Genomic DNA, 20,282 nt, shown 5'->3' on the forward strand with positions numbered 1-20,282 from the left:
CCTCTTCGCGGGCAAGCCCGCTCCCACAGGGGAATGCATTCCACATGTGGGAGCGGGCTTGCTCGCGAATGGCAGCAACTCGGTATGACGCCAAGCCCCACAACATCTGAATAAGGACATCCGCACCACCGTGGCCACTTACTCGCTCGTTATCCGCCGGTTGATGATTTGCTCGCTGACCATCGTCGTCAGCCGCGCCATCACCAGCCCGTTGCTCACGCTGTTCCTGAGCAACAAACTCGGTCTCAACCAACAGGACGTTGGCTTGCTGCTGGGTATCGCGGTGTTTATCGCCACCCTGCTCGCGCTCTACGGCGGTTACATCATCGATCGTCTGGAAAAGCGGCGGCTGTTGATCCTGGCCATGCTCTCCAGCTCCATCGGATTCGTGCTGCTGACCTTCGCCGAGAACCTTTACCTGACCACCGCCACCCTGGTGATCACCGAAACCGCCTCGGCTTTATTCCTGATCGGTTCGAAGGCGATCCTCAGCGAAAACCTGCCCATGGGCCAGCGGGCCAAGGCGTTTTCCCTGCGCTACACCCTGACCAACATCGGCTACGCCACAGGCCCCATGCTTGGTGTGGTGATCGCCGGGGCCTATCCGATTGCACCGTTCCTGATTGCCGGTGGTATAGCCTTCTTCAGCATTTTCTTGATGAGCGGGATTCCGAAAGACGCCGCCCAAGTGCCCGCCATCGGCCAGCCGCAAAGCTTTCTCAAGACCCTGACCACCCTGAAGAACGACCGCACGTTGATCATGTTCACCTGCGGCTGCCTGTTCAGTACCGTGGTCCACGGTCGTTTCACCCTGTACCTGTCGCAACACCTGCTGGTGACCCACGACTCCAAGCGCGCCCTGGAAACCATGGCCGCCCTGCTCGCCTGCAACGCCATCAGCGTGATCCTGCTGCAATACCAGATCGGCCGCTTCCTCAAGCGCGAGCAACTGCGCTACTGGATTGCCGGTGGCACCAGTCTGTTCATCCTGGGGTTGATTGGTTTCAGCCTGGCTGACGGCCTGGTGAGCTGGTGCGTGGCGATGTTCATTTTCACCTTGGGGGAAATGATCATTTACCCGGCGGAATTCCTGTTCGTCGACACCCTGGCCCCGGAAGAACTGCGCGGCAGTTACTACGGCGCGCAAAATCTTGCGGCACTGGGCGGTGCGTTGAGTCCGGTGATTTGCGGTTTCCTGCTGATGCACACCCCGGCGCCGACGATGTTCTACGCCTTGTGCGCACTGACCGCGATGGGTGGATCCCTGTGTTTCATGGCCGGTCGGCGAGTAGCTTTACTGCAAAAATAATGCATTGAAGCTGCATTAATATGAATTTGTCAGCACCTGGAATCAACGGCACACTGTGCCCCGTTCCTCCCCCAATAGTTGGAACACCTTCAAGGGCTTTCTGGGTATCCCCGGTAAGCCTTTTTTTTGCTTAAGTTTTTTGTCAACGGAATCATCATGCTCGCACGCTGGTTACCTGCCGCCGTCAACACTCGTCCTTCGGAATGGAGCCGCGCGGCCATCGGCATGTCCCTGGGCACGCTGTTCAGCGTCTGGTTGTGCAGCCAAGTGTTTGGCATCGAAGTGGCGCAACACCTGGTCGGGCCGTTGGGTGCCTCGGCGGTGTTGCTATTCGCCGTGTCCTCCGGCGCCCTCGCCCAGCCGTGGTCGATTCTGGGCGGCTACTTGAGCGCCGGGGTGGTTTCGTTGCTGGTCGCCCATGTGCTCGGGCGCACGTTGGGCAGCGCGTGCCTGGCGGCGGGGATGGCGCTGATCCTGATGTGCTGGCTGCGTTGCCTGCACCCGCCGGCCGGGGCGTTGGCGCTGCTGTTGGTGCTGGCCGACCCGGCGACCATTGCCCTGGACTGGAAAGCCCTCGGCCCGGTGATGCTCAGCGCTTGCGCCATGCTGCTCAGCGCGCTGGCGTACAACAACCTGACGCGGATTCGCTATCCGAAACGGCCCGCCGAACCGGTGCCGGTCATGCCTTCGGCGGACAGCCAGGCGATTACTGCCGAGGATTTGAAACTCGCGTTGGCGGACATGAAGGCGTTTTTCGACGTCACGCCGGAAGATCTTGAGCAGTTGATTCATGCCAGTGAGTTGCATGCCAAGCGGCGTAGCATCGGCGAAGTGCTCAGCAGCAGAACCTGACATCACACAGATCCCCTGTGGGAGCGGGCTTGCTCGCGAAGGGGCCGTGTCAGTCAACATTAATGCTGGATAACACACCGCTTTCGCGAGCAAGCCCGCTCCCACAAGGGTAACTGTGCGGGTTCAAAAAAAAGGCGTCAGGCCGCAGACTGCTGCCGAGCCGGCACCGCCAGACTCACCGCCCTGACCGAATCCCCCACGCTCAGCCCCAACGTTTTGGCGGTTTGCGCCTCCACAATCAACGTCCCCGCTGCCACCCTCGCCGGTGCCGCGGTAATCCGGCACTGCGCAAACTGGCGGTTATGGATCAGATACGTCGCCGCCTGCTCCCCCGGCGTGCCAATGCTCAACTGCAACACTTCGCTGTCGCGCACCGCTCGAATATCCCCGGTGGCGCATTCAATCAATGGCCCGCCGTCGAAGATGTCGATGTAATCCCGATGTTCAAACCCTTCGGCCTGGAGCATGCCCAGCGCCGGTTCAGTATTGGGGTGCACCCGACCGATCACCGAACGCGCTGCTTCCGGAAGCAGGCAAGTCGGCAGCGGGAATTTGGGCATCAGTTCGGCGATAAAGGTCTTGTTACCGAGCCCGGTCAGGTAATCGGCATAGGCAAAATCCATCTTGAAGAAGTGCCGTCCCAGGCCTTCCCAGAACGGTGATACGCCGTCGTCGTCCGAATAGCCGCGCATTTCGGCAATCACCTTGTCGCCAAAGTGCTGACGAAACTCCGCCAGAAACAGAAACCGCGCCTTCGACAGCAAACGCCCATTGAGCCCGCTGCGGTGATCGGCGTGGAGGAACAGCGAGCACAACTCCGAATGCCCGGTCATGTCATTGCCGAGGAACAACGTCGGCAGTTGCTGATTGATCCCGAGGTTTTTCGACGCAGCGACAAACAAGCCCAGACGATAGTTGTACCAAGGCTCGCGCAGCCCGACAGCACCGGCCAGGGCGCAAATGCCAATGGCCTCACGGGCATCGTTTTCCAGCACAAACAAGTAATCGGCATCAGCACGTTCTGCCTCGTGGGCAAAGGTTTTCGCCGCCCATTCCAGGCGCTGGCGCAAACGCGCGACATCGGCGGGCAACGTGGTCAAACCGGTGCCGGCGCTATGGGCCAGGGCCAGCAGTGCCGGCAAATCGGCAGGTGTAGCGGGACGGACAATCATCGCTGTTGCTCCTTGATAGCCAGTTGTTTGGGCAGGAAAACCTCAGCCAACATGCAGCGCGCGCTGCCGCCGCCAATGCGTTCGATGGTGTCGATATTCACCGGCAGCGGCGTGGCGTGGGCTTCGATCAACTGCCGCTGGGCGAGATCCAGCGACTGCCATGCTGTGCGCGACATCACCAACAGCGGCTCACCCGCGGCGTTGTGCACTTCCAGCATGTTGCCGGCGAAGGATTCCAGCTGCGCCCAGTCGAGGGCGATCACCTTTTTGCCGCTGTCTTCCAGACGTTTACGCAGGGCCATGCGTTCGCCGGGATTCGTGACCGAGGCCAGGCAGGCGATGGCCAGCCGCGTGCCGATGCTCATCATCACGTTGGTGTGGTAAATCGCCACGCCTTGGCGGTCCACCGCGTTGAACGCGCACAGTTCATAACCGAGGTGGCTGACCACTTGGTCCAGCGCCTGGGCGTGAGTACGGGTCGAGTAGCCGGCGTAACAAATCCGCTGCTGCCGATCCAGCACCATGCTGCCGGTGCCTTCCAGGAACACTTCCTGCTGTTCGAGACTCGACAGGTCGAGAAATTGCTCGACCCGGTATTCGTCCCGCAACCAGTCGAGCACGCCTTTGTCCCGCTCCAGCCGCCGGTTATGGCCCTGCATCGGATACAGCACCAACGTGCCGTCGGGGTGGCTGCTCCACCAATTGTTAGGAAAGATCGAATCCGGCGTATGCGGCGCTTCGGCATCGTTGTGCACCAGCACTTCAACGCCATGCCCGCGCAGTGCGGCGACATAGCCGTCGAACTCCTGCAAGGCCTTGAGCTGAACGTCTTCGGACACCTGCGCCGGGCGCTGGAAACGGTTGTTCGCCGCCGTGTCCTGATTGAAGGAGAAACGTGTCGGGCGAATCATCAAAACGGTATTGGTGGTTTGCATGGGCACAGATTCAATGAGGGTTGAGAGAGGCTCATTGTCTGTTTCGGAGGCGGGAAAACCCGGTTGATAAGGGGGTTGGTGATGCTGGAAACGGCTGAAGATGTTGGCATGCTCAGCCGATTCGGCGAAGACCGCAAAACCAATGTGGGAGCGGGCTTGCTCGCGAAAGCGGTGTGTCATCCAACTTCAATATTGACTGACATGACGCCTTCGCGAGCAAGCCCGCTCCCACAGGGGATTGCACCGTTCATTACTCCATCATGGTCTTGACCATCGCCAATTCCGGATGGCTTACCAACTTGTCGATATGCAAATCCGGGTCATCAAACCAGACTTCGGTCAGCACCCGGTAATGCTCCATGTCCCGGCAACGCATGCGCAGGCTGTAGTCAAACGCACCACTGATCAACCGGCACTCCAACACTTGCGGACACGCCCGGACCTTGGCTTCAAACGCCTTCTGCGCCGCCCGCCCGCTCTGGTTCGACAGAGCCACCAACACCAGCAACGACAACCCCGGTGTCAGTTTCTTTTCATCGAGAATCGCCCCGTACCCGCGGATAACCCCGAGCTGTTCCAGTTTGCGCACCCGCTCCAGACAGGGTCTGGGCGTCAGGTGCACGCGCTCGGACAGCTTTTGATAGGTGATGCGCCCTTCGTGGCGCAGCACTTCGATGATGGCTTGATCGATACGATCAAGCACGATCGACAGATCGCGGATATCCGCCATGTACGTCTCTCACTTCAAACGGCCTGATAAAAATTGCTGTAAACGTTCGCTGCCCGGCTGGTCGAGGATAGTCGCATCGCCCTGCTCTTCAACCCGGCCCTGATGCAAAAACAACACCTGGGTCGACACTTGCCGGGCAAAGCCCATTTCGTGGGTCACCATCAACATGGTCCGGCCTTCTTCGGCCAGCGCCTGAATCACCTTGAGCACCTCGCCCACCAGTTCCGGATCGAGTGCCGAGGTCGGCTCATCGAACAACAAAATCTCCGGTTCCACCGCCAGGGCCCGGGCAATCGCCACCCGTTGTTGCTGGCCGCCGGAGAGAAACGCCGGGTATTGATCGGCGACCCGTTGCGGCAAGCCAACCTTGTCCAGATAGGCCCGGGCACTCTCTTCAGCGGCCTTGCGGCTGACCCCAAGCACCCGACACGGCGCCATGACAATGTTCTCCAGCACGGTCAGGTGGCTCCACAGATTGAAATGCTGGAACACCATCGCCAACCGCGTGCGCAAGCGCTGCAACTGTGCCGGATTGGCCACGCGCATGCCACCGATGCCTGGACGGGTGACGATGCGTTCGCCGTCCAGCTCGATGGCGCCTTCGTCCGCCCGCTCCAGAAAGTTGATGCAACGCAGCATGGTGCTTTTGCCCGAGCCGCTGGCGCCGATCATGCTCACCACGTCCCCGGCCCGGGCGTTCAACGAGACGCCCTTGAGCACTTCGTTGTCACCGAAGCGTTTAAACAGATTTTCTACGGTCAATTTGTTCATGCAAACCTCTTTAGTGAGCGGGACCGAGGAAGTTCAGCCAGCGTTTTTCCGCCAGGCGAAATGCGCCGACCAGGCCAAACGACAACGCCAGGTACAGCAACCCGGCGATGCCGAACGCCTGGAAGGTCATGAAGGTCGCGGCATTGGCGTCACGGGCAACTTTGAGGATGTCGGGGATGGTTGCGGTGAAGGCTACTGATGTGGCGTGCAGCATCAGAATCACTTCGTTGCTGTAATACGGCAGCGCCCGGCGCAACGCCGAGGGCAGGATCAGCCGCAGATACAAGCGCCAACCGCTCAAGCCGTAAGCGTGGGCCGCCTCGATTTCACCGTAGGGAATGCTGCGAATCGCCCCGGCGAAAATCTCCACGGTGTAGGCGCAGGTGTTGAGGGTGAACGCCAGCAAGGTGCAATTCATCGCGTCGCGAAAGAACGCTTCGAGCAACGGTTGCGAGCGCACCACCGCGATGCCGTAGATCCCGCCGTAGCAAATCAGCAACTGGATATACAACGGCGTGCCACGGAACACATAGGTGAATAGCTGAACCGGCCAGCGCAACAGGCCCCAGCGCGAGGTGCGCAGGATCGCCAATGGCAATGACAGGAAAAACCCCATCACGATGCTCGCCACCAGCAACCACAAGGTCATGGCCAACCCGGTCAGGCTGTATCCGTCGCTGAACAGGAAGGGTTTCCAGTATTCGGCAATCAATTCGATCATCGCGCCATCCCCCGCACGCCTTGGTTATAGCGGCGTTCCAGAACCCGCAAGACGTAGTTCGAAGCGCTGGTGATCAGCAAGTACAGCGCTGCCGCCAGCAACAAAAAGTCGAGCATATTGAAGGTGCTCTTGCCCGCCTCCTGCGCGACCTTGACCAGGTCCGACAAGCCGATGATCGACACCAGCGCGGTAGCCTTGAGCAGCACCAGCCAGTTGTTGCCGAGGCTCGGCAAGGCGAAACGCATCATTTGCGGGAACACCACGAAGCGAAAGCGTTGCCAGCGATTCAAGCCGAAACACGCCGCCGCTTCCTGTTGGCCACGGGGCACGCTGAGGATCGCCCCGCGAAAGGTTTCGGTGAAATACGCGCCGTAGATAAACCCGAGGGTGACGATCCCCGCCACGAACGGGTCGATTTCCATGTACGGCCAGCCCATCGCTTCGGTCAGGTTGCTCAGCCAGCCTTGCAGGCTGTAGAAAATCAACAGCATCAGCACCAGGTCCGGCACCCCGCGGATCAGCGTCGTGTAAAACGTCGCCGGCAGGTTCAACACCTTCAGCGGTGAGAGCTTGGCCGCCGCACCGAGCAGGCCCAGGGCCATGCTCACCAGCAAGGACAGCGCCGATAGTTTTAGGGTGACCCAGGTGCCGTGCAGCAACAGCGGGCCATAGCCTTGCAGGGCCGAAACATCGAGCCCGATCAGATTCAGGAAGGAATTCACGCCAGTCACCTGTCTTGAGGCGCCCGCGTTGAAGCACTGCGCCGATTAGCACGGCACAGTGTTCGGGGCGCGGGGATCAGTTGTTGTAGAGGTCCAGATCGCCGAAGTGCTTCTGCTGGATCTGTGCGTAGATGCCCTTGTCGTGCAGGGCCTTGATGGCGGCATTGAGCATGCCTTTGAGTTCTTCGTTGTCCTTGCGGATGCCAATGGCGATGTCCGACGGCACCAACGGGTCACTGATGCCTTCGCTGTTCTGGAAGTCAGCCCCCTGTGGCGAAGCCAGGAAGCTCATTTGTGCTTGCAGCTTGTCCTGGATCGACGCGTCGAGCCGACCGAACACCAGGTCGGCGTAAACCTGATCCTGATTCTGATAAGCGCGCAACTTCACGCCACCCGGCCCCAGTTTGGCCCGGGCGTAGGTTTCCTGGATGGTGCCCTGCATGTAACCGATGGTCTTGCCCCGCAGCGACTCGGCGGTGGGCAACAAACCGGAATCCTTGCGGGTGACGATGGCGGTCGGCCCGGCGTACAGACGATCGGTGAAGTCGATCTGCTTCTTACGGGCGTCGGTAACCGTCATCGAGGACTCGATGGCATCGAACTTGCCGGCCTTCAGCGCCGGGATCAGCCCGTCGAAGTCATTGCTGACCCACACGCAGGTCAGCTTCAGCTCGGCGCAGATCGCGTTGCCCAGGTCCACGCCGAAGCCTTGTACGCCGCCATCGGCGGTGGTCGATTCAAAGGGTGGGTAGCTTGGATTGACGCCAAAGCGCAGTTCTTTCCATTCTTTGGCATTGGCGGCGGTGGTGCAGCACAGCAAAGCCAATGCCGGCAAGGTCAGCCATTTGATGTTCATCTTCTAGAGTCCCGGATTATTTGGAGTTATCGCGGCCAGGCCGCTTTTATGGGCAGGGACGCCAGAATGCCAATTGCCGGGGTGGGTCAGGTGTCGTAAGGCCTTGTTCAGACAGCGCAAGTACGCTGAACGTGCGTGTTCGGCAGCCGATTCGGTCGTGGGTGCCGAAGATCAAAAGATCGCAGCCTGCGGCAGCTCCTACGCGCCTTGAGGGCGCTGCCGAAGGCTGCGATCTTTTGATCTTTGATCTAAGGTAAAAATGCAGACAGAACCTGCACGTATCCCGGTTGTACATCACAAATTTGCACTGTTACGATCCAGCATCGCTCGCGCGCGAGCTTCTCTATAAAGAACAATAAAAGCAGGGAGTTATCGATGACTGCTCAGGTTTCATCCCAGGAGGCCAACACCATGGATGCCATGCAAAATGAAGTGCTGGCCGAGGTTCGCAACCACATCGGTCACCTGACCCTCAATCGCCCCGCCGGTCTCAACGCCCTCACCCTGAACATGGTCCGCCGCCTGCAAAACCAGCTTGATGCCTGGGCCGAAGATTCCCAGGTCAACGCCGTGGTATTGCGCGGTGCGGGCGAGAAAGCCTTCTGCGCTGGCGGCGACATTCGTTCGCTGTACGACAGTTACAAAAACGGCGACAGCCTGCACGAAGACTTCTTCGTCGAGGAATACGCCCTCGACCTCGCTATCCATAACTATTGCAAACCGGTCCTGGCCTTGATGGACGGCTTTGTGCTGGGCGGCGGCATGGGCCTGGTGCAAGGCGCCGATATGCGCGTGGTCACCGAACGCAGTCGCCTGGCGATGCCGGAAGTGGCCATCGGTTATTTTCCGGACGTTGGCGGCAGCTACTTCCTGCCACGGATTCCTGGCGAACTGGGAATTTACCTGGGCGTCAGCGGCGTGCAGATTCGCGCGGCGGATGCGTTGTATTGCGGTCTGGCTGACTGGTATCTGGAAAGCGACAAACTGGGCACCCTGGACGAGCAGCTCGATCAGCTTGCGTGGCACGAATCGCCGCTCAAGGACCTGCAAGGCGTGCTGGCCAAACTCGCCGTGCAACAACTGTCGGATGCGCCGCTGATTGCGTTGCGCCCGGCCATCGACCACTTCTTCGCCCTCCCCGACGTGGCGAGTATGGTGGAGCAAATGCGCGAAGTGACCGTCGCCGACAGCCACGAATGGGCGAAAACCACCGCGGACCTGCTGGAAAGCCGTTCGCCGCTGGCCATGGGCGTGACCCTGGAAATGCTCCGGCGCGGTCGCAAGTTGAATCTGGAACAATGCTTCGCCCTTGAGCTGCACCTGGACCGTCAGTGGTTCGAGCGCGGCGACCTGATCGAAGGCGTGCGCGCCTTGTTGATCGACAAAGACAAGAAACCGCGCTGGAACCCACCGACCTTGCAGGCGTTGCACGCCGAGCACGTCACGAGTTTCTTCACGGGTTTTGAGCAGAGCGGGAGCTGAGCCATGCACGATATCGAATTGAGCGAAGAGCAAGTAATGATCCGCGACATGGCCCGGGACTTTGCCCGCGGCGAAATCGCACCCCACGCGCAGGCCTGGGAAAAGGCTGGCTGGATCGACGACGGTCTGGTGGCGAAGATGGGTGAATTGGGTCTGCTGGGCATGGTGGTCCCGGAAGAATGGGGCGGCACTTATGTCGATTACGTCGCCTACGCCTTGGCCGTGGAAGAGATTTCCGCCGGCGATGGCGCGACCGGCGCGTTGATGAGCATCCACAACTCCGTGGGCTGCGGCCCGGTTTTGAACTACGGCACCGAAGAACAGAAACAGACCTGGTTGCCGGACCTGGCCAGCGGTCAGGCCATCGGCTGCTTCGGCCTGACCGAGCCACAAGCCGGTTCCGAAGCCCACAACCTGCGCACCCGCGCCGAACTGCGGGACGGCCAGTGGGTCATCAACGGCGCCAAGCAATTTGTCAGCAACGGCAAGCGAGCGAAACTGGCGATCGTGTTTGCGGTGACCGATCCGGACCTGGGCAAGCGCGGCATCTCGGCGTTCCTGGTGCCGACCGATACGCCGGGTTTCATCGTCGATCGTACCGAACACAAAATGGGTATCCGCGCCTCCGATACCTGCGCGGTAACGCTGAGCGATTGCACTGTTCCTGAAGCCAATCTGCTCGGTGATCGCGGCAAAGGCCTGGCCATCGCCCTCTCCAACCTCGAAGGCGGGCGCATCGGCATTGCCGCGCAGGCGCTGGGCATTGCTCGGGCGGCGTTCGAAGCGGCGCTGGCTTACGCGCGGGATCGGGTGCAGTTCGGCAAGGCGATCATCGAGCACCAAAGCATCGCCAACATGCTGGCGGACATGCACATGCAACTGAACGCGGCGCGATTGATGATCCTCCACGCCGCGCGGTTGCGCAGTGCGGGCAAGCCATGTTTGTCGGAGGCTTCACAGGCGAAGTTGTTTGCGTCTGAGATGGCGGAGAAGGTGTGTTCTTCGGCGATGCAGATTCATGGCGGGTATGGGTATCTGGAGGATTATCCGGTGGAGCGTTACTACCGGGATGCGCGGATTACCCAGATTTATGAGGGGTCGAGCGAGATACAGCGGATGGTGATTGCTCGGGAATTGAAGAACTATCTGGTGTGATGCGTTAAAAGCTTCGCGAGCAAGCCCGCTCCCACATTGGATCTCTGTGTTTCGGAGATCCCTTGTGGGAGCGGGCTTGCTCGCGAAGGCGTAGGCAAAAACGCTACATCACTTACCCTGGAACTCAGCCTCACGCTTGGCAATAAATGCCGCCATCCCTTCCTTCTGATCCTGCGTGGCAAACGCCGCATGGAACACCCGACGCTCAAAGCGCACACCTTCGGACAGGCTGACTTCAAACGCCCGGTTCACGCTTTCCTTGACCATCATCGCAATCGGCAACGACTTCTTGGCAATCAACGCCGCGACTTTCAGCGCTTCTTCCAGCAGCTCATCCGCCGGTACGATCCGCGCGACAATCCCGCACCGCTCCGCTTCCACCGCATCGATCAAACGGCCGCTGAGGCACATTTCCATGGCCTTGGCTTTGCCCACGGCGCGGGTCAGGCGTTGGGTGCCGCCCATGCCCGGCAGCACGCCGAGGTTGATTTCCGGCTGGCCGAATTTGGCATTGTCGCCGGCCAGGATAAAGTCGCACATCAGCGCCAGTTCACAGCCACCGCCGAGGGCGAAACCGTTCACCGCAGCAATGATCGGCTTGCGGCGGTTGGCCACCCGATCACTGTCGCTGAACAGGTCGTCGAGGTAGATCTGCGGGTAGGTCAGCTCGGCCATTTCCTTGATGTCGGCACCGGCGGCGAAGGCTTTTTTCGAGCCAGTCAGCACGATGCAGCCGATGTTCGAATCGGCTTCCAGGCCATCGAGGGCGTGGTTCACTTCGCTGACGAGCTGCGCGTTCAGCGCGTTCAAGGCTTGCGGACGGTTGAGGGTGATCAGGCCGACGCGACCGTGAATTTCCAGCAAAATCGTTTCGTAGCTCATAAATAACTCCTGTTTTGCATAAGGCTCGATCCCCCTGTAGGAGCTGTCGAGTGCAACGAGGCTGCGATCTTTTGATCCTGCTTTTTAAAATCAACGATCAAAAGTTCGCAGCCTTCGGCAGCTCCTACCGGGGACTCCTTCAAAGATTGCGCGAAATAACCATGCGCTGAATATCGCTGGTGCCTTCGTAGATCTGGCACACCCGCACGTCGCGGTAGATCCGCTCCAGCGGGAAGTCGTTCAGGTAACCGTAACCGCCGAGGGTTTGCAACGCTGACGAGCAGACTTTCTCGGCCATTTCCGAGGCGAACAGCTTGGCCATCGACGCTTCGACCAGCGCCGGTTTGCCGCTGTCTCTTAACGCTGCGGCGTAATGCACCATCTGCCGGGCGACAGCAATCTGGGTCGCCATATCCGCCAAACGGAATGCTACCGCTTGATGTTCGATGATTGGCTTGCCGAAGCTTTCGCGCTCCCGGGCGTAATCGCGGGCTGCTTCAAACGCGGCCCGGGCCATGCCCACCGATTGCGAAGCGATGCCGACGCGCCCGCCTTCAAGGTTGGCCAGGGCGATCCGGTAACCTTCGCCCTCCTCGCCCAAGCGGTTGGCCACCGGTACTTTCACGTCTTCGAACAGAATCTGGCAGGTATCGGAAGCGTGCTGACCGAGTTTGTCTTCGACCCGCGCGACTTTGTAGCCTGGGGAGTCGGTGGGCACGATCAGCGCGGTGATCCCGCGTTTACCGGCACTCGGGTCTGTCACGGCAAACACAATCACCACCCCGGCGTTCTGCCCGGAGGTGATGAATTGTTTGCAGCCGTTGAGTACGTAGTGATCGCCGTTCAATTTGGCGCGGGTTTTCAGGCCGCTGGCGTCGGAACCGGCCTGGGGTTCGGTCAGGGCAAACGCGCCGAGCATCGAACCGCTGGCCAGCGGCTTGAGGAAGCGTTCTTTCTGCTCGTCGGTGCCGTACTTGAGGATCGGCACGCAACCCACGGAGTTGTGCACGCTCATGATCGTCGAGCAGGCGCCGTCGCCGGCAGCGATTTCTTCCAGGGCCATGGCGTAGGCCAGGTAACCGGTGTCACAACCGCCCCACTCTTCCGGCACCAACATGCCGAAGAAGCCCAGCTCGGCCATTTCGCCGATGGCTTCTTTTGGGAAGCGGTGCTCGCGGTCCCATTCGGCAGCGAACGGTTTCAGCCGTTCCTGGGCGAATTGCCGGGCGGCTTCGCTGATCTGCAGTTGTTCGTCATTGGGAATCATGGTGAATCCTTAAAAATGAACCTTACGCACCAAATGTCTGGCTGAAATGCTGACCCCCTGTGGGAGCGGGCTTGCTCGCGAAGAGGCCGTGTCAGTCGACATTAATGTTGAATGACACACCGCATTCGCGAGCAAGCCCGCTCCCACAGGGGGATTGGCGTTTGCTTCAGTACAGGCATTCCACAGCCATGGCCGTCGCTTCACCGCCGCCGATGCAGATCGCCGCAACGCCGCGTTTCAGGCCTTTCTGGCGCAGGGCCGAGAGCAAGGTCACGAGAATTCGCGCGCCTGACGCACCGATCGGATGGCCCAACGCACAAGCGCCGCCGTGAATGTTGACCTTCTCGTGGGGGATTTCGAGTTTGGTCATCGTCACCAGGCTGACCACGGCGAAGGCTTCGTTGATTTCAAACAACTCGACTTCGTTCAGGGACCAACCGGTTTTCTTCATCAGCTTCTTGATCGCGCCGACCGGGGCCACCGGGAACAGGCCCGGCGTATCGGCAAACGCCGCGTGGCCGTGGATCACCGCCAGTGGCTTGAGGCCGCGCTTTTCAGCCTCGGAACGCCGCATCAACACCAGTGCAGCCGCGCCGTCGGAGATTGAGCTGGAGTTGGCCGCCGTCACGGTGCCGCCGTCGCGGAATGCCGGTTTCAGCGAGGCGATCTTGTCCAGTTTGGCTTTCGGTGGCTGCTCGTCGTGGCTGATCAGCACCTGTTCTTTACCGACGGTGACGGTCAGCGGCACGATTTCGGCCTTGAAACTGCCGTCCTTGATCGCCTGTTGTGCGCGGGTGGTCGAGGCAATGGCAAACGCGTCCTGAGCTTCGCGGGTGAAGCCGTTGGCTTCGGCGCAATCTTCGGCGAAGGTGCCCATGAGGCGACCCTTGTCGTAGGCATCTTCCAGGCCATCAAGGAACATCGAATCCAGCACCCGGCCATGGCCCATGCGGTAACCGCTGCGGGCACGGTCCAGCAGGTACGGCGAGTTGGACATGCTTTCCATACCACCGGCGATCACTACATCGGCACTGCCGGCGATCAGCATGTCGTGGGCGAGGATGGTGGTTTCCATGCCGGAACCGCACATCTTGTTCACGGTGGTGCAACGGGTCGATTTATCCAGCCCTGCACCCAGTGCTGCCTGACGTGCAGGCGCCTGGCCGAGGCCGGCGGGCAGCACACAACCGAACAGGACTTCGTCAACCGCGTCTGAGGCCACACCGGCGCGTTCCACGGCGGCTTTGATCGCAGCGGCACCGAGCTGCGGCGCGGTCAGGCTTTTCAGTTCGCCCTGGAAACCGCCCATCGGTGTGCGGACGGCGCTGACAATAACAATCGGATCGTTGGAAAGGGTCATGACAAATCCTCCTTACTTGGCGGCCATACGCAAGGCACCGTCGAGACGGATCACCTCGCCGTTGAGCATGCTGTTTTCAATGATATGCCTGACCAGCGCGGCATACTCGGCAGGTTTGCCAAGACGCGGCGGGAACGGCACGCCAGCGGCCAAGGACGCGCGGACTTCCTCGGTCATGCCGGCCATCATCGGCGTTTCGAAGATGCCCGGCGCGATGGTCATCACACGGATGCCGAAGCGCGCCAGTTCACGGGCAGCGGGCAGGGTCAGGCTGACAATCGCGCCTTTGGACGCAGCGTAAGCAGCCTGGCCAATCTGGCCGTCGTAGGCCGCTGCCGATGCGGTGTTGATGATCACGCCGCGCTCGCCATCGGCATCCGCTTCGGTTTCGGCGATGGCCGCTGCAGCCAGGCGCAGCATATTGAAGCTGCCTATCAGGTTGACGTTGATCACCTGGCTGAAACTGGCCAGCGCATGTGGGCCGGTCTTGCCGAGAATCTTCTCGCCACGGACGATGCCGGCGCAGTTCACCAGACCGTGCAAGCCACCGAAGGCTTTAACGGTTGCGGCGACGGCGGCTTCGGCAGCGGTTTCGTTGCTGATGTCGGCGACTACGCTTTGCGCGCCGAGACGTTCAGCCTGGGCCGCGACAGCCTCGGCGTTCATGTCCACCAGCATTACTTTGGCACCGGCAGCCACGAGCATTTCAGCGGTGGCGGCACCCAGGCCCGACGCACCGCCGGTGACGAGAAAAACCTTGTTTTCGATCTGCATCATTGTTTCCTTCGATTCAAGCAGAAGCTTTGTGAGCCGCGGCCTCTTGAGCCTTGGCGATTTCCTGGTTGCGTAAGATAAAGCGCTGCAATTTGCCGCTTGGGGTTTTCGGCAATTCGCTGACAAATTCGATTTCACGGGGGTACGAGTGCGCGGCCAGACGCTTGCGCACGTGTTGGCGCAGTTCTTCGGCTAGTTCCGGCGTGGCGCGGTATTGCTCGCAGATCACCACGAAGGCTTTCACCAGTTCGGTGCGTTCCGGGTCGGGTTTACCGACCACCGCGGCTTCGATCACTGCCGGGTGTTCGATCAGTGCGCTTTCGACGTCGAACGGGCCGACGCGGTAGCCGGAAGTGGTGATCACGTCGTCGCTGCGGCCAACGAAACTGATGCTACCGTCGGGGTTCCACTCGACGGTGTCGCCGCTCAGGTAATAGTTGCCGACGAAAGCTTTGGTTGGTGCGCCTTCGTAGCCGTTGAACCAGCACATCGGCGACTGGGTGCGGTCGATGGCCAGGATGCCGGGTTGGCCGACACCGAGTTCTTTGTACTCGTCATCCAGCACCACGATGCGATGGCCCGGCGAGGCAAAACCGGCGGCGCCCATCTGGATCGGATGTTCCAGGCCATGATGGTTGCACAGCACCATGCCCAGCTCCGTCTGGCCGTAATGGTCGTGGATCACCACGCCGAGGTTGTCGGCGAACCAGCGGATCACTTCCGGGTTCAACGGTTCGCCGGCGCTGCTGACGATGCGCAGCTTGCCTTTGATCGACTTGGCAAACTCGTTGCCACCGGCAATCAGCAAACGGTAAGCCGTCGGCGAGCCGGTCAGGTTGGTGATGTTGTATTTGTTGATCACCCGGCAAGTGCTTTCGAGGGTGAACGGGCCATCGTAAAACGTGATCGGATGCCCCATCGACATCGGCCCGGTGACGCCAAAATAGATGCCGTAGGCCCAGCCTGGATCGGCGACGTTCCAGAACGCGTCTTCCGGGCGCAAGTCCACGGCGTCGCGGGTGTAGCTTTGGAAAGCGACGATGGCCTTGAGCGGCACCGACAGCGCTTTCGACGGGCCGGTGGTGCCCGAGGTGAACATCAACAGGAACGGGTCTTCGCCGGTCAGCAGCACCGGTTCGCAGACTGGAGAGTAATTGGCCAGTTCGGCCCAGAAACTGTAATCACCACGGACGATCCCCTGCCCTTTGGCGCCGCCCACGGTGACGATGGTCGGGCAATCGGCGACTTCCGCAAGTTTCGAGCGATTGACTGCATCGGTGACTACGACTTTGGCGCCGGAACTGCTCAAGCGGTGTTCGATGGCTTTCGGGCCGAAAGCGGTGAACAGCGGCTGATAGACCGCGCCGATGCGCCATGTAGCAAATACGGTAATCAGCAATTCGATGTTGCGGGGCAGCAGGCCGGCAACTTTGTCACCCTTCTGCACGCCCTGGGCCAGGAGGAAATTGGCAAACCGCGCAGCCTTGTCCTGCAAGTCGCTGAAGGTGTACGTCGCGCTGGCGCCATCACGCCCTTCCCAGAACAGCGCAATGCGACCTGGCAACGCGTGACGGTCGCAACATTCGACGCAGGCGTTAAGCGCCGTCAAATCGCCGGCGAGCGCGGCATCCACGGTGTGCTGGTAATCGAACTGTGAAGTGGCAGACAAGTAATCGCGCATTGCCAGAATCCCTCTGTATTTTTATTAGGTTGGGGGAACCGTAATTAACACAGGAATACTCGCGCTGCGCGGGGTGTGGGGCAATGGTCAAAGCTATCAAGTTGCGTGACTGGTTTGGCCAAGGTTCAGGAGATGTGTTGTTTGGCCTGGCCTCTTCGCGAGCAAGCCCGCTCCCACAGGGGAACGCATTCCCAATGTGGGAGCGGGCTTGCTCGCGAAGGCGCCACGCGAATCAACGCAAGATCTGGATCAGCTCGCCTCGTTAAGAATCAAACTCCGATAATGCCCAGGATTGGTCCCCGACCACTTGCGAAACGCCTTGTAGAACGAACTCGCATCGGCAAACCCCAACCGCGCGGCAATCTCGGCAAAGCTGATGCTCGGTTCCGCCAGCCAGACGATGGCCAGTTCCTTGCGCACGCTGTCTTTCAAACCCTGCCAGGTCTGCCCTTCTTCGGCCAAGCGCCGCCGCAGAGTCGAGGCGGACATGCACAATTGCTGCGCCAGGGCTTCGGTTTCCGGCCATTGCTCGGCGGGCAGTTGTCGTAGATCGTTTTTGATCCGGCTGGCCAGGCTCTCGGGGTCGCGGTATTTGACCAGGATGTTGGCCGGCGCATGGGCCAGGAAACGCTTGAGTTCTTCCGGGCTGCGCTTGATCGGCAGGTCCAGGCAATCGGCGGCGAAAATCATCCGGGTGCGGGGGCGGTCGAAGCGCAGGTTCTCGGAAAACATCACCTGGTAGTCATCGCAGAAATCCGGCGCCGGGCCGCGCAGTTCGATGGCCAGGATCGGAATCCGCCGCCCGGCCAGCCAACAAGCGACACCGTGGACGATCATCCAGTAAGTGAAATAGGTGAAGGCCCGGCGCGGGTCCTGATCGTCTTCCAACAAGACAATTTCCGCCAGGCTCTGCTGGCGCACCAGTTGCGCCGGCAGGTGTTCGAGCATCAGCGACAGAAAGCTCAGGCCCGAGCTGAGGCCAGCGGCGAGATTGGGTTGGACCATGGCGCAGCGGCACAGAAACTCAAGGCTGCCGGATTTGAGCTGGCGCGGGTCCATGCCGAAAAACTCATCGTCGCCGCGCCGGGCCAGCAAACGCCATAGGCGTGCGTACGCGGTGGCTGGGACTCGGGCGTCAACAGCGTCCAGCAACGCAGGATCAATCCCGACTTTTTGCAACACCTCTTCGGTGGCGGCCCCAGGAGCGCAACTTTGCAACAGCGCTTCACGCACCAGTTGGATGGCGATGGTGTCTTTTTCCGACATTGCGCGGGGTAAGCCCTGTTCTTGTTCAAGTGGCGGGCATATTAGCCCAGCGCAGAGCCCCTGTGGGAGAGCCCTGTGGGAGCGAGCCTGCTCGCGAAAGCGGTGTATCAGTCAACGATGATGTTGAATGTTAAGACGCCTTCGCGGGCAAGCCTTGCTCCTACAGGGATCGGGGCGATCTTTTGGGTCGTTCAGCTCAGGTTCAGCTAAAGTCAATCGATGGCATGTGAGAATGAGTGTCATTATGTTACAAATTAGCAACCTTACTAACTCGACACGGTGCTGAATGCTTGTTCCCTTTTTGATCATGCTGCGCGAAGGCATTGAAGCGGCGTTGATCGTCGGCATTATCGCCAGTTATCTCAAGCAAACAGGTCGCGGCCAGTGGATGCCCGCCGTGTGGATTGGCGTGTTCCTCGCCGCGGCTCTGGCCCTGTTGGTTGGCGGTGGCCTGGAGTTGATGAGCGCCGAATTCCCGCAGAAACAACAGGAACTGTTCGAAGGCATCGTCGGTTTGGTCGCCGTCGGCATTCTCAGTTCGATGGTGTTCTGGATGCGCAAAGTGGCGCGTTCGATCAAGCATTCCCTGCACGTTTCCCTCGATCACGCGCTGGCCGGCTCCAAGCATCAGGTCACGGCGCTGATCGCCATGGTGTTTTTCGCCGTGGCCCGGGAAGGCCTGGAAACCGTATTTTTCCTGCTCGCGGTGTTCCAGCAAAGCGAAGGCCCGGCCGCGCCGATTGGCGCCCTGCTCGGCCTGATCCTGGCGATTATCGTCGGCTTCCTGATCTACACCGGCAGCATGCGCCTGAACCTCGGTGCGTTCTTCCGCTGGACCGGTTTGTTCATCCTCGTAGTCGCCGCTGGCATCCTCTCCAATTCTGTGCAGGCGCTGCATGAAGCGGGCGTCTGGAATCACCTGCAAACCGTGCTCTTCGACTTCAGCGCCACGCTGCCGATGGACGGTCCGCTGGGCTCAGTGCTGGCCGGCATGTTCGGTTACCAGGACGCACCGACCGTCAGCACCCTCGGGGCGTATCTGATTTATCTGGTGGTGGCGCTGGTGATGTTCTTCCTCCCGGCCGCCGCGCCCGTCAAGCAATCTTCTTCCGTATCCAGCCAATAAGGGCATTCATGTCAACGCCTAATCCTCCCGTGGCCTCACCTCCCCGCGCGTTGCGCTGGGCGGTGGCCGGTTCGGTGATCGTGATGATCGCGGCCGGTGGCCTGTTTTACTACGCGTCGAAAATGGCTGCTGAAAAGCGCCAGACCAACCATGACGAAGTGGTGGTGAACATCCACCCTAAAAGTTGCGAGCCGAATGCGCTGACGGTCCCGGCCGGGCGTGCGAGTTTCCGCATCGTCAACCGCTCCGACCGTGCTGTGGAATGGGAAATCCTCGACGGCGTGCTAGTGCTCGAAGAACGGGAAAACATCGCCCCCGGCCTGAGCCAGGTGATCAACGCCAACCTGGCGCCTGGCGACTACGCGATCACTTGCGGCTTGCTGAGCAATCCGCGCGGCACCTTGCACGTGACCCCGACGGCGGCCTCCGATGCGGCGGCCAAGGCCCGGCCATCGATGGTCGCGTTTATTGGTCCGCTGTCGGAATTCCGTGTGTACCTGAGCAGCCAGAGCAGCGCGCTGATCAAAGCCGTGACCGCCCTGAAACAGGCGATTGAAGCTGGTGATCTGGCCCAGGCCCAAGCGCTTTATGTACCGGCCCGCGCTGCCTATCAACGAATTGCCCCGGCCGCCCAACGTCTGGCCGAGCTGGACAATGCCGTCAACGCTCGCGCCGATTACTTTGAAAAACGCGAGCAGGATTCGGCCTTCACCGGTTTCCATCGCCTCGAATACGCGCTGTTCCAGCAACGCAAACTCGATGCTCTGACGCCGGTGGCCATGCAATTGATCATCGACATCACCACGCTCAAACAGCAATTGCTCGCCCAGTCCCTGCCACCGGAACAACTGGTGAGCATTGTGGTGCGCAATCTCAACAGCATCGCCGACGTGCGCGCCAGCAGCGGTGAAGAAGAACGCTACAGCCACACCGACCTGAATGGCTTCGCCGCCAATCTCGAAGCGGCGCGCAAGGTTGTCGACCTGTTGCGACCACTGCTGACCAAATCAGCCGCCGAGCTGTTGCCGAAAATCGACAGCGCCATCGAAGCTTTCGACGCTGAACTCAACGGCTTCAAGGTCAAGGACGGCTACGCCAGCTACGACACGGTCAGTGCCGAGCAGCGCAAACACATCGCCGACAAGGCCAAGACCCTGGCCGCCGTACTCGACGAAATCGATCCAGCCCTTGGCCTTTCCGGCCTGTAAGCAGAAGACGACA

Annotated in this window: 19 protein-coding genes and 1 pseudogene; 6 read left to right on the plus strand and 14 right to left on the minus strand. The window is 60.4% G+C overall.

The window, feature by feature from the left end:
• Positions 1-130 precede the first annotated feature (130 nt).
• Positions 131-1,309: an MFS transporter gene (locus ACWIKB_RS05600; RefSeq protein WP_475265706.1), complete on the plus strand. Its 1,179-nt coding sequence runs from the start codon at positions 131-133 to the stop codon at positions 1,307-1,309.
• Positions 1,310-1,465: 156 nt separating this feature from the next.
• Positions 1,466-2,161 carry an HPP family protein gene (locus ACWIKB_RS05605; protein WP_475265707.1) on the plus strand — a complete coding sequence of 232 codons (696 nt, stop codon included), beginning with the start codon at positions 1,466-1,468 and terminating at the stop codon, positions 2,159-2,161.
• A 137-nt stretch (positions 2,162-2,298) separates the two neighbouring features.
• On the opposite strand, the gene astA is transcribed toward ACWIKB_RS05605, so the two are convergent.
• From astA to ACWIKB_RS05645, 8 genes and pseudogenes are all read right to left on the minus strand, one after another.
• Positions 2,299-3,333: an arginine N-succinyltransferase gene (gene astA, locus ACWIKB_RS05610; protein WP_475265708.1), complete on the minus strand. Its 1,035-nt coding sequence runs from the start codon at positions 3,331-3,333 to the stop codon at positions 2,299-2,301.
• Entirely contained in the window at positions 3,330-4,268 is a 939-nt protein-coding gene (ctlX, locus tag ACWIKB_RS05615) for a citrulline utilization hydrolase CtlX (RefSeq protein ID WP_475265709.1), read from the minus strand. Before ctlX ends, astA begins: the two co-directional genes overlap by 4 nt.
• Before the next feature lie 145 nt (positions 4,269-4,413).
• A pseudogene (locus ACWIKB_RS05620) lies at positions 4,414-4,512 on the minus strand (metal ABC transporter ATP-binding protein); the annotation flags it as partial.
• Between the two features lie 6 nt (positions 4,513-4,518).
• Positions 4,519-4,998, minus strand: coding sequence for an Lrp/AsnC family transcriptional regulator (locus ACWIKB_RS05625; protein ID WP_475265710.1), 480 nt, complete (start codon positions 4,996-4,998; stop codon positions 4,519-4,521).
• 9 nt (positions 4,999-5,007) lie between these two features.
• The gene (locus ACWIKB_RS05630) at positions 5,008-5,769 is read right to left on the minus strand and encodes an ABC transporter ATP-binding protein (RefSeq protein ID WP_475265711.1); all 762 of its coding nucleotides are present in this window, start codon (positions 5,767-5,769) and stop codon (positions 5,008-5,010) included.
• Between the two features lie 10 nt (positions 5,770-5,779).
• Positions 5,780-6,490 carry an ABC transporter permease gene (locus ACWIKB_RS05635; RefSeq protein WP_475265712.1) on the minus strand — a complete coding sequence of 237 codons (711 nt, stop codon included), beginning with the start codon at positions 6,488-6,490 and terminating at the stop codon, positions 5,780-5,782.
• Positions 6,487-7,212 (minus strand): ABC transporter permease, encoded by a 726-nt coding sequence (locus tag ACWIKB_RS05640; protein ID WP_475265713.1) that lies wholly within the window; start codon positions 7,210-7,212, stop codon positions 6,487-6,489. Before ACWIKB_RS05640 ends, ACWIKB_RS05635 begins: the two co-directional genes overlap by 4 nt.
• A gap of 76 nt (positions 7,213-7,288) precedes the next feature.
• A complete protein-coding gene (locus tag ACWIKB_RS05645; RefSeq protein ID WP_475265714.1) occupies positions 7,289-8,068 on the minus strand; it encodes a transporter substrate-binding domain-containing protein in 780 nt (259 codons plus the stop codon).
• 375 nt (positions 8,069-8,443) lie between these two features.
• Between ACWIKB_RS05645 and ACWIKB_RS05650 the strand changes: the two genes are divergently transcribed.
• Both ACWIKB_RS05650 and ACWIKB_RS05655 read left to right on the plus strand, forming a co-directional pair.
• Positions 8,444-9,550, plus strand: coding sequence for an enoyl-CoA hydratase/isomerase family protein (locus tag ACWIKB_RS05650; RefSeq protein ID WP_475265715.1), 1,107 nt, complete (start codon positions 8,444-8,446; stop codon positions 9,548-9,550).
• Between the two features lie 3 nt (positions 9,551-9,553).
• Entirely contained in the window at positions 9,554-10,705 is a 1,152-nt protein-coding gene (locus tag ACWIKB_RS05655; protein WP_475265716.1) for an acyl-CoA dehydrogenase family protein, read from the plus strand.
• 108 nt (positions 10,706-10,813) lie between these two features.
• Here the strand turns inward: ACWIKB_RS05655 and ACWIKB_RS05660 are convergent, their stop codons facing one another.
• From ACWIKB_RS05660 to ACWIKB_RS05685, 6 genes are all read right to left on the minus strand, one after another.
• The gene (locus ACWIKB_RS05660) at positions 10,814-11,587 is read right to left on the minus strand and encodes an enoyl-CoA hydratase (protein ID WP_475265717.1); all 774 of its coding nucleotides are present in this window, start codon (positions 11,585-11,587) and stop codon (positions 10,814-10,816) included.
• 139 nt (positions 11,588-11,726) lie between these two features.
• Positions 11,727-12,854 (minus strand): acyl-CoA dehydrogenase, encoded by a 1,128-nt coding sequence (locus ACWIKB_RS05665; protein ID WP_265038668.1) that lies wholly within the window; start codon positions 12,852-12,854, stop codon positions 11,727-11,729.
• 166 nt (positions 12,855-13,020) lie between these two features.
• On the minus strand, positions 13,021-14,214 hold the full coding sequence (locus ACWIKB_RS05670) for an acetyl-CoA C-acyltransferase (RefSeq protein WP_475265718.1): 1,194 nt from the start codon (positions 14,212-14,214) through the stop codon (positions 13,021-13,023).
• A 12-nt stretch (positions 14,215-14,226) separates the two neighbouring features.
• Positions 14,227-14,988 (minus strand): SDR family NAD(P)-dependent oxidoreductase, encoded by a 762-nt coding sequence (locus tag ACWIKB_RS05675; RefSeq protein WP_475265719.1) that lies wholly within the window; start codon positions 14,986-14,988, stop codon positions 14,227-14,229.
• A gap of 16 nt (positions 14,989-15,004) precedes the next feature.
• A complete protein-coding gene (locus ACWIKB_RS05680) occupies positions 15,005-16,669 on the minus strand; it encodes an AMP-binding protein (RefSeq protein WP_475265720.1) in 1,665 nt (554 codons plus the stop codon).
• Between the two features lie 249 nt (positions 16,670-16,918).
• The gene (locus tag ACWIKB_RS05685; protein WP_475265721.1) at positions 16,919-17,935 is read right to left on the minus strand and encodes an AraC family transcriptional regulator; all 1,017 of its coding nucleotides are present in this window, start codon (positions 17,933-17,935) and stop codon (positions 16,919-16,921) included.
• A 286-nt stretch (positions 17,936-18,221) separates the two neighbouring features.
• Between ACWIKB_RS05685 and efeU the strand changes: the two genes are divergently transcribed.
• Together efeU and efeO are read left to right on the plus strand one after the other, a co-directional pair.
• Positions 18,222-19,061, plus strand: coding sequence for an iron uptake transporter permease EfeU (gene efeU, locus ACWIKB_RS05690; RefSeq protein WP_403022457.1), 840 nt, complete (start codon positions 18,222-18,224; stop codon positions 19,059-19,061).
• 8 nt (positions 19,062-19,069) lie between these two features.
• Positions 19,070-20,269 (plus strand): iron uptake system protein EfeO, encoded by a 1,200-nt coding sequence (efeO, locus tag ACWIKB_RS05695; protein ID WP_475265722.1) that lies wholly within the window; start codon positions 19,070-19,072, stop codon positions 20,267-20,269.
• Positions 20,270-20,282 lie beyond the last annotated feature (13 nt).

Source organism: Pseudomonas sp. 5Vm1k (genome assembly GCF_056161485.1).

Excerpts from the sequence above, each read along its gene's own strand:
- ACWIKB_RS05605 (WP_475265707.1), top strand. The coding sequence starts at position 1,466 with ATGCTCGCACGCTGGTTACCTGCCGCCGTCAACACTCGTCCTTCGGAA.
- astA (WP_475265708.1), bottom strand. The coding sequence starts at position 3,333 with ATGATTGTCCGTCCCGCTACACCTGCCGATTTGCCGGCACTGCTGGCC.
- ctlX (WP_475265709.1), bottom strand. The coding sequence starts at position 4,268 with ATGCAAACCACCAATACCGTTTTGATGATTCGCCCGACACGTTTCTCC.
- ACWIKB_RS05625 (WP_475265710.1), bottom strand. The coding sequence starts at position 4,998 with ATGGCGGATATCCGCGATCTGTCGATCGTGCTTGATCGTATCGATCAA.
- ACWIKB_RS05630 (WP_475265711.1), bottom strand. The coding sequence starts at position 5,769 with ATGAACAAATTGACCGTAGAAAATCTGTTTAAACGCTTCGGTGACAAC.
- ACWIKB_RS05635 (WP_475265712.1), bottom strand. The coding sequence starts at position 6,490 with ATGATCGAATTGATTGCCGAATACTGGAAACCCTTCCTGTTCAGCGAC.
- ACWIKB_RS05645 (WP_475265714.1), bottom strand. The coding sequence starts at position 8,068 with ATGAACATCAAATGGCTGACCTTGCCGGCATTGGCTTTGCTGTGCTGC.
- ACWIKB_RS05650 (WP_475265715.1), top strand. The coding sequence starts at position 8,444 with ATGACTGCTCAGGTTTCATCCCAGGAGGCCAACACCATGGATGCCATG.
- ACWIKB_RS05655 (WP_475265716.1), top strand. The coding sequence starts at position 9,554 with ATGCACGATATCGAATTGAGCGAAGAGCAAGTAATGATCCGCGACATG.
- ACWIKB_RS05660 (WP_475265717.1), bottom strand. The coding sequence starts at position 11,587 with ATGAGCTACGAAACGATTTTGCTGGAAATTCACGGTCGCGTCGGCCTG.
- ACWIKB_RS05665 (WP_265038668.1), bottom strand. The coding sequence starts at position 12,854 with ATGATTCCCAATGACGAACAACTGCAGATCAGCGAAGCCGCCCGGCAA.
- ACWIKB_RS05670 (WP_475265718.1), bottom strand. The coding sequence starts at position 14,214 with ATGACCCTTTCCAACGATCCGATTGTTATTGTCAGCGCCGTCCGCACA.
- ACWIKB_RS05675 (WP_475265719.1), bottom strand. The coding sequence starts at position 14,988 with ATGCAGATCGAAAACAAGGTTTTTCTCGTCACCGGCGGTGCGTCGGGC.
- ACWIKB_RS05680 (WP_475265720.1), bottom strand. The coding sequence starts at position 16,669 with ATGCGCGATTACTTGTCTGCCACTTCACAGTTCGATTACCAGCACACC.
- ACWIKB_RS05685 (WP_475265721.1), bottom strand. The coding sequence starts at position 17,935 with ATGTCGGAAAAAGACACCATCGCCATCCAACTGGTGCGTGAAGCGCTG.
- efeU (WP_403022457.1), top strand. The coding sequence starts at position 18,222 with ATGCTTGTTCCCTTTTTGATCATGCTGCGCGAAGGCATTGAAGCGGCG.
- efeO (WP_475265722.1), top strand. The coding sequence starts at position 19,070 with ATGTCAACGCCTAATCCTCCCGTGGCCTCACCTCCCCGCGCGTTGCGC.